We start from the raw sequence: 12,753 nt of genomic DNA, 5'->3' as shown, positions 1-12,753 counted from the left end.
GCTAGTTCACCTCGACGGGTTTGGCGCTGGGATAGCGGTCCTCAAAGTCCAAGCGATACTTGTTGCTGCTGGTTCCCGGCTCGTTGTCGCGTGCCAGCGGCGCCACGATTTCGTCCTTATGGTCCGAGGGCTTTGCGTACTTTAGACTGATCTCCCAGGCATCGCAGATCGCGTCGATGCGGTGATCCAGGTCGTCATACAGGGCAATGATGTCTTTCCAGGAGTGGTAGTTCTTGGAGCTCATGGGGACGTCCAGGTCCTCGACGATATCGTAATACTGCTCGATGGTCTCCTCCGTGCGCTCGGCGACGTCGGCGAGATTTTGACGGGTGGTGCGATCTTCTTCCAGATAGCTACCATTGAAGGCCTGCGCGCAGGCGCGGACCTGGCTATCGAGGTCCTCGAGCAGGTCGTAGTATTCGCTCAGGCGACGGTAGAGGTTCTGCTCGGAGAGGGTTGCTTCGCCGCCAGCCTCGTCCTCGTCGTCATCGTCATCGTCGTAAAGGCTATTGGGGTCGCCGAGAGGCTTGAGGTCATCATCGTCAACATCGTGGTGCAGCTTGGTAACCTCGGCAGTCGTCTGCGTGGCGGAGTTGTCGAACGGTTTGATCACAAAGAAGATGACCAGGGCGATGATGATTGCCACCAGCGCAACGATAACGGCGACAAGCGCCCCGGTGCCGCTCTTTTTGGGAGCGGGGGTCTGTGGCGAAGCAGGCACGTATGCGGGAGCCGGCTGCTGTTGGGGCGAGCCGCTCGCGACGGGTATGCACTGCGTGGTCTCGACGGCCGCGGGGCTTGCGGCGGGGTCGGGGTGATAAGCGAGGGGATCGTCCGCCTTGGCTTGCGGCGTATCAAGGGGCCCGGTCTGCTCAAAAGCGGGCTGGCTATCGCTCGCGGCTGTTTGCTCAACGGGTGCACCGCACGAGGTGCAGAACTTGGCATTATCTGCAAGAAGCTTGCCGCACGAGGCGCAATACCGAGACATTGCCACTCCTTTCGCCACATTTCAATGCCATACGACGATTATACCAAGCATCCAAAATTCCCCATCATAAGTTGCGGTGAAATAGGGACTGTTTGGCGGTCTTAGAGCTTCGGTCAGTCCCTATTTCACCGCAACTTTGGAAAGGCACCTTTAGTCATTGGGGACGTTCTTAAACGACCAGTCAATTAAGAACGTCCCCAATGACTAGGTTGGATTTGGGGTGCGCCTGCCCCTGGGGTATCATGATTTGGTTGATATATCTGCATTTACGCGCCTTGTAGGAAGGGACTGCGCCCATGGCTTTTGAGCCCGCTCAACATAGCTTTATCACGCTCGAGGGCGTCGATGGTGCCGGTAAGTCCACGCAGGCGCGCCTGCTGGCCCGTGCGCTCGAGCTCGCTGGCTACCAGGTCGTGACCCTGCGTGAGCCGGGTGGTACCGCCATTAGTGAAAAGATCCGTGCCCTGCTGCTCGACCCCGCCAATACGGCGATGGGGGATACCTGCGAGCTGCTGCTCTACGAGGCCGCACGCGCCCAGCTGGTGCACGAGGTCATAGCTCCCGCCCTTGCGGCCGGCAAGGTGGTCCTGTGTGACCGCTTCTATGATTCCACGACCTGCTACCAGGCGTTTGCCGACGGCCTCGATCGCCAGATGGTACGCGACGCCAACAACCTTGCTGTCGCGGGGACGCACCCGGCACTCACGCTCGTCTATCACATCACGCCCGAGCAGGCGGCGCTGCGCATGTCCGCCCGTGGTGCGGTCGACCGCATGGAGGCCAAGGGCATGGCGTTCCAGGAGCGCGTTTACCAGGGATTTAGTGCCATTGCCGCCGAGGAGCCAGATCGCGTGAAGCTCATCGACGCCACCGCTTCCATCGAGGACGTCTTCGCGCAGACGGTCGAGCAGGTTCGCGCGTACGGTCTCGACATTTCCCAGGACGCCGTCGCCGCCACGCTTGCCCAGGAGGCCGAGTAACATGGCCCCCGCTCAGGCAAGCCTGCTGGCCAAGCTCGACACCCAAGAGCGCGTACGCGATTTTTTGACCAACGCCGTCGCCAGCGGCCGCGCATCGCACGCCTACCTGTTTTTGGGCGCTCCCGGTGCCGGCAAGCTCGATGCCGCCTGGGCGCTCGCCCAAGCCTTCCTGTGCGAGCAGGACGGTTGCGGCTCATGCGATAGCTGTGTGCGTGTCGCCCGCCATACGCACCCCGACGTGCACTATTACACGCCCGAGAGCGCCACGGGCTACCTCATCGCCCAGACCCGCGAGCTGCTCGACGACGTGCCGCTGGCGCCCATCCGTGCCAAGGCCAAGGTCTACATCATCGACCGTGCCGAGCAGCTGCGCGCCAACACCGCCAACGCACTGCTCAAGACGCTCGAGGAGCCGCCCGAGGGCGTTATGTTTATCTTGCTGGGCACCTCGGCAGACGTGATGTTGCCCACCATCGTGAGCCGCTGCCAGTGCGTTCCGTTTCGGCTGGTGTCGCCCGCCGTGGCCACGAAGGCCGTGAGCCGCGCGACGGGCCAGGATCTCGCACGCTGTCGCATGGCGGTCGCCGTGGCGGGGAGCCCCACGCGCGGCATCGAGTTCCTTAAGAGCGCCGAGCGCCAGGATGCTCGCCGCCAAATGATCCGCGCCATCGATTCGCTCATCGCCGCCGACGAGGCCGATGTACTCAGCCGTGCCAAGTCGCTCATCGTCGCCGTTAAGGCTCCGCTCGCCGAGGTCAAGTCCACGCAGGAAAAGGTGCTCGAGCAAAACGCCGATTATCTGTCGCGTGGAGCATTGAAGCAGCTTGAGGACCGCAACAAGCGCGAACTCAACGCGCGCGAGCGTTCGGGTATCATGGAAGCGCTGGCGAGCGCGCGGACGCTCATGCGCGACGTGCTGCTGACGCTTCAGGATGAGGCGGCAGACATTGTGAACGAGGACGTGCGCGACACGATCGGGCGGCTTGCCGCCGCGACGAATGTTGCGGGTGCCACCCGGGCGCTCGAGGCGGTCGCGACCGCCGAGCGCAACATTGCCAGAAACGTTACTCCCCAGCTGGCCATCGAGGTCATGCTGTTCGATATCAGGAAGGCACTGAAATGCCGTTAGTCGTACCCGTTAAGTTTACCTACGCCTCGCGCGACCTGTGGTTTGACCCGCAGGATCTGGATATCCTCGAGGCCGATTATGCCATTTGCTCCACCGAGCGCGGAACCGAGATCGGCCTGGTCACGGCCGATCCCTTCGAGGTGCCGCAAGACGAGATCGGTCAGCCGCTCAAGCCCGTGCTGCGTGTGGCGAGCGATATCGACCTGCAGCTTGCCGACGACCTGGCCATCCAGGGCGATGAGGCCATGGTCGATTTCCGCCGTCTGGTCAAAGATCTCGACCTCGAGATGAAGCCGGTGGGTGTCGAATACCTGTTTGGCGGCGAGAAAGCCGTATTCTACTTTGCGGCCGAGGAGCGCGTCGATTTTCGTCAGCTCGTCAAGGACCTGTCCTCGACGCTGCACATTCGCGTTGACATGCGCCAGATTGGCGTGCGCGACGAGACTCGCTTGGTGGGCGGCTATGCCCAATGCGGACAGGAGCTCTGCTGCACGCGCTTTGGCGGACAGTTTGAGCCCGTCTCGATTCGCATGGCAAAGGAGCAGGACCTGCCGCTCAATTCGTCTAAGATCAGCGGCGTGTGCGGCCGCCTGATGTGCTGCCTGCGCTATGAGTTCGAGGCGTACAAGGACTTTAAGAGCCGCGCGCCCAAAAAGAAGACGCTCATCGATACGCCGCTCGGCAAGGCGCGTATCCAGGAATATGACACGCCGCGTGAGCAGCTGGTGCTGCGCCTGGAGAACGGTAAAGTCTTTAAGGTCAACCTGGCCGATATGACGTGCTCGGAGGGCTGCAAAAAGAAGGCCGCCGAGCAGGGCTGCAGCTGCCGCCCCGACTGCGTGACGCGCGATGTGCTCGAGCGCATCGAGTCGCCCGAGATGCGCCTGGCGCTCATGGAGCTCGATCGCGAGAACGGCGTCGACGTGGGCGATGGCCTGTCGAGTGCCGACCGTCTGGCCGGCACGTCGATGCCCAAGCGCCGTCGTCGCGATGCCGAATCCGATGCTTGTGCCGGTCAGGGCCAGGGCGAGGGTCGTGGCCGCGGAAAGGGCCGCGGCAAGGCCGAGGCTTCCGAGGCCGAGGAGGCGGCCGGCGGCCGTCGTCGCCGCAAGCGCGCGGCGTCCGTCGACAACGGCGAGACCGCGGGCAAGAACGCCTCTCGCGAGCGCGAGGCTCAGCAGCCCCAGCAGCAAAACCGCGGCGGCGGCATGAACCCCACGCGCCGTCGTCGCCGCCACCTGTCGAGCGAGGAGCGCGAGGACGCCTTCCGCACCGCAGCCGCTCGCGAGGCCGGTGCCGCTCCCAAGGGTGCCTCGGCCTCCGACGCGCCTGCCGACAAGGCTGGCAGGCCACGTGGCGAGGAGGAGCGCGCGCCGCGTCCGCGCCGTCGCCATTCCTCGGGCACGCAGCAGAAACCCTCGGTTCCTTCTGTGGCCGATCAGGTTTCGGATGGTGAAGTCAAGGTCACGCGCCGTCGCCCCGGCGATGGCGGAGGAGCTGCCGCCAAGGCTTCGCGCGGCGGTGCTCGCGACGAGCGCGAACCGCGTGAGGATCGCAGTGGCGAGGGCTCGGCCGACCAGAGTCAGAAGCGCCGCCGCCGTCGCCGTTCCCGCAAGCCGCGCCAGGATGGTGGCGAAGGCTCGACCCACACCTCGTCCGCACCGCAACCGCCTGCCGGCGAATAGCGCCCGCAAGCGGATTCGACTTGTCTGACCCCAAGTGCAACGGGGTATCATGGCACTGAATCGACAACCCTCCCTTCGCCCAAGCGTAGGGAGGGTTTTGTCATAAATAACTGTCTGAATGGTTTGAGCCGCTTACGGAGTGCCGGCATCTTGCCGTTTGCGGATGAATTGCTACCGTTTGCCGAGCGCGCGGCGCATGAGGCACTCGAGGTTCTTTCGCCCACGCGATGCGCCGGTTGCGAGCGTGCCGGTGCGCTTATTTGTCGGGAGTGCCTGGCGTCGCTCACGCTTGTCGATCCGCGCCACAGCTGCACGAGGTGCGGCGCTCCGTTTGGAGACCTGCTGTGTACCGAGTGCTCGGTCGAGGGTGCGTCTTCGACGGTGGCTAAGGCCCTCGATCGCTGCCTGGCGTGCGCTGTCTATGCACATCCGTTGCCGCGCATCATCAAGGCATACAAGGATGCGGGCGAGCGCCGTCTGGCACCGTATCTGGCAGAGCTGCTCTACGACACCGCCTTGCATGCCCAGGTAGCAGCCCCCGACCGTTACGGCGGCGTGCTGTCCGGTGTCGACGCGGTGGTATTTGTGCCCGCGACTGCGGCGGCGTTTCGGCGGCGTGGTTTTGATCACATGGAAGCAATCGCGCGCTCGTTTTGCGATCTTTCGGGCGTGCCATTGCTGGACGCCTTGGTCAAATACGGTCATGGCGACCAGCGCGAACTCGGTCGCGCCGAGCGCCGGGAACATGCCCGGGACATGTACGAGACGGTCGAGGATGTACGTGGCTGTCGTCTGCTGCTCATCGACGATGTCATTACCACGGGCGCGACAATGGCAGCGGCCTCGGCGGAGCTTAAGCGCGCCGGCGCCAAAGCCGTCGACGGCCTCGCTATCGCACGCGTTTGGTAGGGGTGGTTTTGTGGCAGTGAAGATTGCACGGCGCGTCGAGCCGACAGGCGAGCAACTGGCAGCCTCTGTAATCCTGACCGGCGCCTCGGCGCTACGCATGATGCGCGCCGAGCGCCGGCAAATGGGTCACATCAGTTGGAGGGACTTCCATCCCGATGAAGAGCGCCGTGTGCTGCCCGCCTCGACCTGCGAAATCTGTACTCGCGGTGCGAATGACGACCTAACCTTAAACTTTAGCTTGAACTTAGCTATAATGCGCTACGTTCCCGCCAGGCTGTGGTTGCGGACGGGCAATGCGCCCATCCAAGTCCAAGACAGACGCGGTCAAAGGGATCCACGTAAGCGACCGCGTGCGCGCGGCGCGATCATGGCGCGTCCTAGATGTAAGCCGCACCGTCCGTTCTACTTTCTTTGGGGCAATACCGCCTCGCGGGCGAGCGGGCCAGTCGTGAAGGTGGCTGCGGCCTCCCGAGCAAACGCCCCGGTGCGCAAGTGTGGGGTCAAATACCAGGTCAGCTGGTGGGAACAACCCGATATTCCGTGCAGGGCACGGATCGTATACGACATAGAAGGCAGGGTAGCGGACATGGTGAGGGGCAGCTTGATGCATGCAGCTCGGTTGGGTGCTGGGACCGCGGCGGTCATTGCCGTTTTGGGCCTGAGTGGATGCGCGTTCAGCCCACTGTCCACGTTCACGACGCCCACGATCGACCAGATCGAGCGCGAGACCGTTACCCCCACGGTATCGGACGATGCCCTGGTCACGCCGGGAACCCTGACGGTCGCCCTCGATACTTCCGATGTCCCGCAAGCCATGCAGGATGCCGACGGAAACCTCACGGGCTATGCGGTCGATGCCGCTCGTGCCCTCGCATGCCGCATGGGTCTCAAGGTCGCCTTTGTCGATGCGTCCTCGGCCGATTCCGCGCTCAGCGATAAAAAGGCCGATATCTTCATTGGCGACGTCAGCTCTACGGACGGCGATATCAGCTCGCTTGGCACCTGTCTGTACGACGCCCCCGCCGTATTCGGCAAGAGCAGTGACGGCGAGTCGTTGAGCGTTTCCACCGAAACGCTTAACACCGCTACCCTGGGCGTTCAGACCTTCTCGGCCTCGCAGGAAGCGCTCGCCAAGCAGGGCATCACGGCCAACCAAAAGACCTTCTCCAACATCAACGAGTGCTTCGAGGCACTCGAGTCGGGCGAGGTCGATTACGTGATCTGTGATTCCACGGCCGGTGGTTACCTCGCGCGCCTGATGAGCCAGATCTCCTGTGTCGGCACGCTCGAGACGCCCTCCACGCTTGGCGTCGCAGGCCTTAGCTCTAACGATGAGCTGTGCCGTGCCGTGAGCGATGCCCTCGACGACATCACGGTCGACGGCACGCTCGAGGCGGTCCACTGCGTCTGGTACGGCCAAATGCCCTATGACCTTACCGCCAAGACTGTTTCGGGGGCCAATGTGCAAGCATCCGAATCCACGTCCAACGAGACCGAGTCCTCCGATGGCGACACCTCCGATAACAACGGCGACCGCCCGTCGTCTAGCCAGGAGGGCGCCATCACCGACGATGACATCAACAAGCTCAATAGCTAGTTATTGGTAGGGGTGGCGCCTGCCATACATTGAACAAGGCGCTTCTTCACGGTTTCAACACGCATGGCCGGGTCTCCCCAATAGGGGAGCCCGGCTTTTCAATTTTGATAAAACCAGCAGCTCAAGGGCAATTTCCAGGAGAAAAACCAACTCCGCCGACGCCCTCATATAGCGCACTTTGCCGCGGAAAAGTGCGAGACTTCGGTATGCGGTATCAAGCAGTCGTTATTCGGGCCTTTGGGAATTCGGGTGATTAAATGCACGGCAATGGGTACATAGCCAGTACAGTAAGTCCCCGAGGCAGATTGGAGCCACGTATGGATATCAAGGTTTCTGGACGCAAGACGACGGTAACCGATGCTCTGCGTGCGCATGTGGACGAGAAGATCGGCGAGGCGCTCAAGGTTTTCGATATCGAGCCCATGACAGTCGACGTCGTGCTTCGTTATGAGAAGAACCCCTCGAACCCCAACCCGGCAATCGTCGAGGTCACGGTTCGTGCCCGCGGCTCTGTGATTCGCGTCGCCGAGCACGGCGCAGATATGTATGCCGCCATCGATCTCTCCGCCGATAAGGTCACCCGCCAGCTGCGCAAGTTCAAGACCAAGGTTGTGGACAACCGCCAGGGCGGTGCCAGCGCCGCGGATGTCGCACCGGTCGAGCGCGTCGAGGATCTGGCCGACCTGCTGCTGCCCGAGGAGGACGACGATCTGCTCGTCCGCGAGAAGGTCATCGATGTCACCCCGATGACTGAGGAGCAGGCGCTGGTGCAGACCGATCTGCTCGGCCACGACTTCTACGTGTTCGAGAACGCGACGACTGGCCTCATCAATGTGGTGTATCACCGTAAGAATGGTGGATATGGCATCATCAAGCCCCGCATCGAAACACTTGACGAGTAAAATACGTTAACTTGCATGAGTTAACGGTTGGCGGCCATCCCATGCGGGTGGCCGCCTTTTTTACGTAAGGAGTCGCTTTGATGGACAAGGCCGCATCCGCCGGTCATTCGGACCGTTGCCGTATCGTCGTCGATACCTGCTGCGACTTTAACCCCGAGGTCGCCGCGAACCTCGATGTCGATATCTTGGGCTTCCCTTTCATTATCGATGGCGAGGAGCGCACGGACGACATCTGGTCGAGCATGAGCCCTAAGGAGTTCTACGACCGTATGCGCGCCGGTGCCCGCGTGTCCACCTCGGCTGTGTCGCTCGGTCGCTATATCGAGTTCTTTACCGAGTGCGCCAAAGAGGGCACGCCCACGGTTTACCTGTGCTTTACCTCGGCGCTTTCGTCGAGCTACAACTCCGCGTGCCAGGCGGCAGATGCCGTGCGCGCCGAGTATCCCAACTTTGAGCTCTACGTGGTCGATAACGCCCTGCCCTGCGCGACCGGCGAGCTCCTGGCGCTTGAGGCCGTGCGCCAGCGTTCGGCGGGACTGACTGCCAAGCAGCTGGTCGATTGGGCAAACGAGGCCAAGACCTACGTGCACGGCTACTTTACGCTCGAGAGCTTCGATGCGCTGGCTGCCGGCGGCCGCATTCCGCCCGCGGCGGCGCAGCTCACGGCAAAGCTCGACGTCAAGCCCGAGCTCTCCTACGACCTTGCCGGCTCGCTGTCGCTGATCGGCGTCAACCGCGGCCGCAAGAAGGCGCTCAAGTCCATCCTCAAGTCGTTCCGCGAGAACTACGTGCCCGATCGCACCATGCCCATCGCCATCATGACGGCCGATGCCGAAAAGGACGGTGACTGGCTCGAAGCCGCCATCCGCAAGGAGGAGGGCTGCGGCGACGTCACGATCATTCGCAGCTCCGTGGGCCCCACCATCGGCTCGCACGTGGGCCCCGGCATGGTGGCCTGCGCGTTTTGGGGCAAGAACCGCACCGACAAGGCGTCGCTTTCCGACCGCATCGCCCGCCGCGTGCGCGGCCAGTAGACAAGCGCTGCGTCCGTAATCGCCCTCGACTCACAGCCCAAACGCTGGCAACGAGTATTCAACCTGGTAATAACACCCAACCCAAAAGGAAAGGTTTCATGGCAAACAAGCTCTCTGTCGCATTTATCGGCACCGGAATCATGGGTGCCCCTATCGCCGGCCACATTCTGGACGCTGGCTATCCCGTCACGGTCAACAACCGAACCAAGTCCAAGGCTGCAGCGCTTGTTGAGCGCGGTGCCGTCTGGGCCGATACGCCGGCAGATGCCGCGGCGAACGCCGACGTCGTCTTTACCATGGTGGGCTATCCCTCCGAGGTCGAGGAGCTCTACCTGGCGGGCGACGGTCTGCTCGCGTGCACTAAGCCCGGTGCGGTCCTGATCGACCTCACCACGAGCTCGCCCGAGCTGGCGCGCGACATTGCCGAGGCCGCCCAGGTTTCCGGCCGCATGGCGTTTGACTGCCCCGTCACCGGCGGCGAGTCGGGTGCTATCGCCGGCACGCTTACGGCTATCGTGGGCGCTACCGAGAACGACATTGCCCCGGTCCGCGATATCCTTTCCACCTTTGCGGCAACCATCTGCTGCTTCGACGGCGCCGGCAAGGGCCAGGCTGCCAAGCTCGCCAACCAGGTGTCGCTGGGCGCCTGCATGGTCGGCATGGCCGATGCGCTGGCGTTTGCCGAGCTGAGCGGCCTTGATATGGAGAAGACCCGTCAGATGATCCTGGGCGGCACCGGCAAGTCCGGTGCCATGGAGAGCCTGGCGCCCAAGGCGCTCGACGGCGACTACAAGCCCGGTTTTATGGTGGAGCACTTCATCAAGGACCTGCGCTTGGCGCTCGCCTATGCCGACGACCGCGAGCTTGCGCTGCCCGGCGCCGACGTGGCCTTTACGCTCTATGACATGCTCGACGCCATCGGTGGCGCCAAGCTGGGTACCCAGGCCATCAATGTCCTCTATAAGGAGGAGGCCGACGCCATTGCCGCCGGTCTGGACTGGTCGCAGTATCGTCCCGAGGAGCATGGTGCTCACGAGGAAGGCTGTGGTTGCGGCGAGCATGGCGACGACCACGAGTGCGGTTGTGGCCACCACTATGGCGAGGGCCACGAGTGCTGCGGCGGCCACGGCCATGACGACGGTCACGAGTGCTGCTGCGGCCACCATCACGAGGAGTAGCGCCCATGAGCTGGACGTTCGTGGTGCTTGCGCTAGTGCTCTTTCTCTTTGCGATCTACATTGGCTTTTTGTGCGGCCAGTGGGCGTGCGAGAAGCGCGTCATCACCAAGCGCGACTACTGGATTGCCAACTTTGCAGGAGCGGCGGTAGTCGTTCTGCTGACCTGGGTGTTCTCGCTGTTCCCGCTGGTGCAGTTTGCGCCGATCGGCTGGCTTGGCGGCTTTATCGCCGGCCTTAAGATGAGTTTTGGCGAGTCCGTTGGTCCGTGGCGCAAGCACGATGAGGTCTTTAACGTCAACCAGGCTCACCGCGCCGCCGCCGACGCAGGCGACGCCGAGGAGCGCCGCCGCGCGCGTCGCAATGGCGCGGCTGACCGACAGCTCATCTCGGTCACCGATGACAGCAAGGGTGCTGGCAGGCACACTAAGAAATAGTAAGAAGAGGTAACTATGGCAGAAAACAAAGACGAACAGCTCACCGACGAGGAGCTGGCACAGCTTCAGCTGGCAGAGGAGAACGAGAACACCGTTGACCGCTTGGTCCAGGAGCTCGGCTGCCCCACGCGCCGTATCCGCCAGTTTGCCGCCCGCGTGCTGCACCTGCTTGCCGAGCGCGATCCGCAACGCGTTGTGCCCTGCGTGCCCGCGCTGATCGAGGCGCTCGACCGGCCCGAGGCTCAGACTCGCTGGGAGGCCCTCGATGCCCTGGCGGCGCTCGCCACCACCTGCCCCGACCAGCTGGGCGATGCCTTTGAGGGCGCCGAGACCGCACTGTTTGACGAGATTTCCTCCACGCTGCGCTATGCCGCCTTCCGCCTGCTGTGCGTGTGGGGTGCCACGAGCGTCGAGCGTTCGCGCGAGGCTTGGCCCATCCTGGACGAGGCCATCCAGTGCTACCACGGTGACCTCGAGTATCGCGATATGCTCGGCTGCCTGTACGAGTTTGGCAAAGGCGAGATCGATGCCGAGATCGCCGAGAAGCTTGCGCTGCGCCTTAAGTTCGATGCCGAGAACGGCAAGGGCAGCTATCTCAAGGCCCGTTCGAGCGAGATTTGCGAAATGCTTGTTAAACGTTTTGGCCTGGATCTCTCCAAAAAGAAGAAGCGTGCTAGCGTTAAAAAATCTGACGACGCCGAAGACGAGGAGTAACAGATTATGGCGCACGATGTAGTCCTGATTCCCGGTGACGGTATCGGTCCCGAGATTACGCAGGCCATGCGCCGCGTGGTCGAGGCCGCCGGTGTCCAGGTCAATTGGAACGTCCAGGAGGCCGGTGCCGGCGTCATGGACGAGTTTGGCACGCCGCTGCCCCAGCATGTGCTCGATGCCGTCGCCCAGACCAAAGTTGCCATCAAGGGCCCCATCACCACGCCGGTCGGTACGGGGTTCCGCAGCGTCAACGTTGCCCTGCGTAAGTACTTCGACCTGTACGCCTGCGTGCGCCCCTGCCTGTCGCAACCGGGCGATGGCTCGCGCTTCCGCGATGTCGACCTGGTTATCGTGCGCGAGAACACCGAGGACCTCTACGCTGGTATTGAGTTCGACGAGGGCGCTGCCGAGGTCGAGGAGCTCTCACAGCTTGTCGAGCGCTCGGGTCAGAAAACCTTCGCCGCGGATTCCGCCATCTCGATCAAGCCCATCTCCATCGCCAAGAGCCGCCGTATTGTGGAGTACGCCTTTGAGTATGCTCGCCGCTGCGGCCGCAAAAAGGTGACGGCCGTGCATAAGGCCAACATCATGAAGGCGACTGACGGCCTGTTCCTGCGCGTGGCTCGCGAGGTGGCTGCCAACTATCCCGATATCGAGTTCAACGACAAGATCGTCGACGCCACCTGCATGGGTCTGGTTCAGAACCCCAACGACTTCGATGTTCTGGTCCTGCCCAATTTGTATGGCGACATTGTCAGCGACTTGTGCGCCGGTCTTGTAGGCGGCCTTGGCATGGCCCCCGGCTCCAATATCGGAGCCGACTGTGCCATCTTTGAGGCCACGCATGGCTCCGCGCCCGATATCGCTGGTCAGGATATCGCTAACCCCACGGCCGAGATTCTGTCTGCGGCTATGATGCTCGATCACCTGGGCGAGAACGACGCTGCCAATCGCATTCGCGCCGCCGTATCTGCCACGCTCGACGAGGGCGAGCAGGTTACCGGTGACGTGCGTCGCGCCCAGACCGGCTCCATTGAGGGCGCCGTGGGCACGCAGGCCTTTGCTGATGCCGTTATCGCGCATCTTGCCTAAGGGGATACGGCTTTCAAACGCCTAAGCGGTGCTTATACGTTTGCGGATAACCTGAGAATGAATACGCCCGGCGCTCTGTCGGGCGTATTCTATTGAGGACTATGTTTCTTA

12 protein-coding genes are annotated in these 12,753 nt (G+C 62.6%); 11 read left to right on the top strand and 1 reads right to left on the bottom strand.

All coding sequences use genetic code 11. From position 1 onward, the window contains the following. Nucleotide 1 precedes the first annotated feature (1 nt). Nucleotides 2–988 (bottom strand): zinc-ribbon domain-containing protein, encoded by a 987-nt coding sequence (locus ACTM82_RS00490; RefSeq protein ID WP_441054148.1) that lies wholly within the window; start codon nucleotides 986–988, stop codon nucleotides 2–4. A gap of 296 nt (nucleotides 989–1,284) precedes the next feature. Here ACTM82_RS00490 and tmk point away from each other — a divergent pair, with 296 nt between their 5' ends. From tmk to ACTM82_RS00435, 11 genes are all read left to right on the top strand, one after another. After that, nucleotides 1,285–1,968 carry a dTMP kinase gene (gene tmk / locus ACTM82_RS00485; protein ID WP_441054146.1) on the top strand — a complete coding sequence of 228 codons (684 nt, stop codon included), beginning with the start codon at nucleotides 1,285–1,287 and terminating at the stop codon, nucleotides 1,966–1,968. Between the two features lies 1 nt (nucleotide 1,969). Further along, on the top strand, nucleotides 1,970–3,097 hold the full coding sequence (locus ACTM82_RS00480) for an ATP-binding protein (protein ID WP_427794013.1): 1,128 nt from the start codon (nucleotides 1,970–1,972) through the stop codon (nucleotides 3,095–3,097). After that, entirely contained in the window at nucleotides 3,088–4,782 is a 1,695-nt protein-coding gene (locus ACTM82_RS00475) for a PSP1 domain-containing protein (protein ID WP_441016105.1), read from the top strand. The genes ACTM82_RS00480 and ACTM82_RS00475 overlap by 10 nt, the downstream gene beginning before the upstream one ends. A 123-nt stretch (nucleotides 4,783–4,905) precedes the next feature. Continuing rightward, a complete protein-coding gene (locus ACTM82_RS00470) occupies nucleotides 4,906–5,691 on the top strand; it encodes a ComF family protein (protein ID WP_441088498.1) in 786 nt (261 codons plus the stop codon). Between the two features lie 604 nt (nucleotides 5,692–6,295). Continuing rightward, the gene (locus ACTM82_RS00465) at nucleotides 6,296–7,288 is read left to right on the top strand and encodes a substrate-binding periplasmic protein (protein WP_441054215.1); all 993 of its coding nucleotides are present in this window, start codon (nucleotides 6,296–6,298) and stop codon (nucleotides 7,286–7,288) included. A gap of 317 nt (nucleotides 7,289–7,605) precedes the next feature. Further along, nucleotides 7,606–8,190, top strand: a complete 585-nt coding sequence (gene hpf / locus ACTM82_RS00460) for a ribosome hibernation-promoting factor, HPF/YfiA family (RefSeq protein ID WP_055285508.1) — start codon at nucleotides 7,606–7,608, stop codon at nucleotides 8,188–8,190. An 80-nt stretch (nucleotides 8,191–8,270) separates the two neighbouring features. Then, nucleotides 8,271–9,224: a DegV family protein gene (locus ACTM82_RS00455; RefSeq protein WP_441054142.1), complete on the top strand. Its 954-nt coding sequence runs from the start codon at nucleotides 8,271–8,273 to the stop codon at nucleotides 9,222–9,224. A 98-nt stretch (nucleotides 9,225–9,322) separates the two neighbouring features. Then, a complete protein-coding gene (locus ACTM82_RS00450; RefSeq protein WP_441054140.1) occupies nucleotides 9,323–10,402 on the top strand; it encodes an NAD(P)-binding domain-containing protein in 1,080 nt (359 codons plus the stop codon). 5 nt (nucleotides 10,403–10,407) lie between these two features. Then, complete coding sequence (locus ACTM82_RS00445) at nucleotides 10,408–10,836, top strand: hypothetical protein (protein ID WP_441054138.1); 429 nt, start codon at nucleotides 10,408–10,410, stop codon at nucleotides 10,834–10,836. A gap of 15 nt (nucleotides 10,837–10,851) precedes the next feature. Next, nucleotides 10,852–11,550 carry a hypothetical protein gene (locus ACTM82_RS00440; RefSeq protein WP_427718960.1) on the top strand — a complete coding sequence of 233 codons (699 nt, stop codon included), beginning with the start codon at nucleotides 10,852–10,854 and terminating at the stop codon, nucleotides 11,548–11,550. A 6-nt stretch (nucleotides 11,551–11,556) separates the two neighbouring features. Continuing rightward, nucleotides 11,557–12,642 carry an isocitrate/isopropylmalate dehydrogenase family protein gene (locus ACTM82_RS00435; protein WP_441054136.1) on the top strand — a complete coding sequence of 362 codons (1,086 nt, stop codon included), beginning with the start codon at nucleotides 11,557–11,559 and terminating at the stop codon, nucleotides 12,640–12,642. Nucleotides 12,643–12,753: the final 111 nt, after the last annotated feature.

The sequence above is a fragment of the Collinsella sp. HCP3S3_E5 genome, assembly GCF_052067635.1.
Taxonomy (GTDB): domain Bacteria; phylum Actinomycetota; class Coriobacteriia; order Coriobacteriales; family Coriobacteriaceae; genus Collinsella.
This window is presented reverse-complemented; position numbering and strand designations above follow the sequence as displayed.

Excerpts from the sequence above, each read along its gene's own strand:
- tmk (WP_441054146.1), top strand. The coding sequence starts at position 1,285 with ATGGCTTTTGAGCCCGCTCAACATAGCTTTATCACGCTCGAGGGCGTC.
- ACTM82_RS00490 (WP_441054148.1), bottom strand. The coding sequence starts at position 988 with ATGTCTCGGTATTGCGCCTCGTGCGGCAAGCTTCTTGCAGATAATGCC.
- ACTM82_RS00435 (WP_441054136.1), top strand. The coding sequence starts at position 11,557 with ATGGCGCACGATGTAGTCCTGATTCCCGGTGACGGTATCGGTCCCGAG.
- ACTM82_RS00440 (WP_427718960.1), top strand. The coding sequence starts at position 10,852 with ATGGCAGAAAACAAAGACGAACAGCTCACCGACGAGGAGCTGGCACAG.
- ACTM82_RS00475 (WP_441016105.1), top strand. The coding sequence starts at position 3,088 with ATGCCGTTAGTCGTACCCGTTAAGTTTACCTACGCCTCGCGCGACCTG.
- hpf (WP_055285508.1), top strand. The coding sequence starts at position 7,606 with ATGGATATCAAGGTTTCTGGACGCAAGACGACGGTAACCGATGCTCTG.
- ACTM82_RS00445 (WP_441054138.1), top strand. The coding sequence starts at position 10,408 with ATGAGCTGGACGTTCGTGGTGCTTGCGCTAGTGCTCTTTCTCTTTGCG.
- ACTM82_RS00465 (WP_441054215.1), top strand. The coding sequence starts at position 6,296 with ATGCATGCAGCTCGGTTGGGTGCTGGGACCGCGGCGGTCATTGCCGTT.
- ACTM82_RS00480 (WP_427794013.1), top strand. The coding sequence starts at position 1,970 with ATGGCCCCCGCTCAGGCAAGCCTGCTGGCCAAGCTCGACACCCAAGAG.
- ACTM82_RS00455 (WP_441054142.1), top strand. The coding sequence starts at position 8,271 with ATGGACAAGGCCGCATCCGCCGGTCATTCGGACCGTTGCCGTATCGTC.
- ACTM82_RS00450 (WP_441054140.1), top strand. The coding sequence starts at position 9,323 with ATGGCAAACAAGCTCTCTGTCGCATTTATCGGCACCGGAATCATGGGT.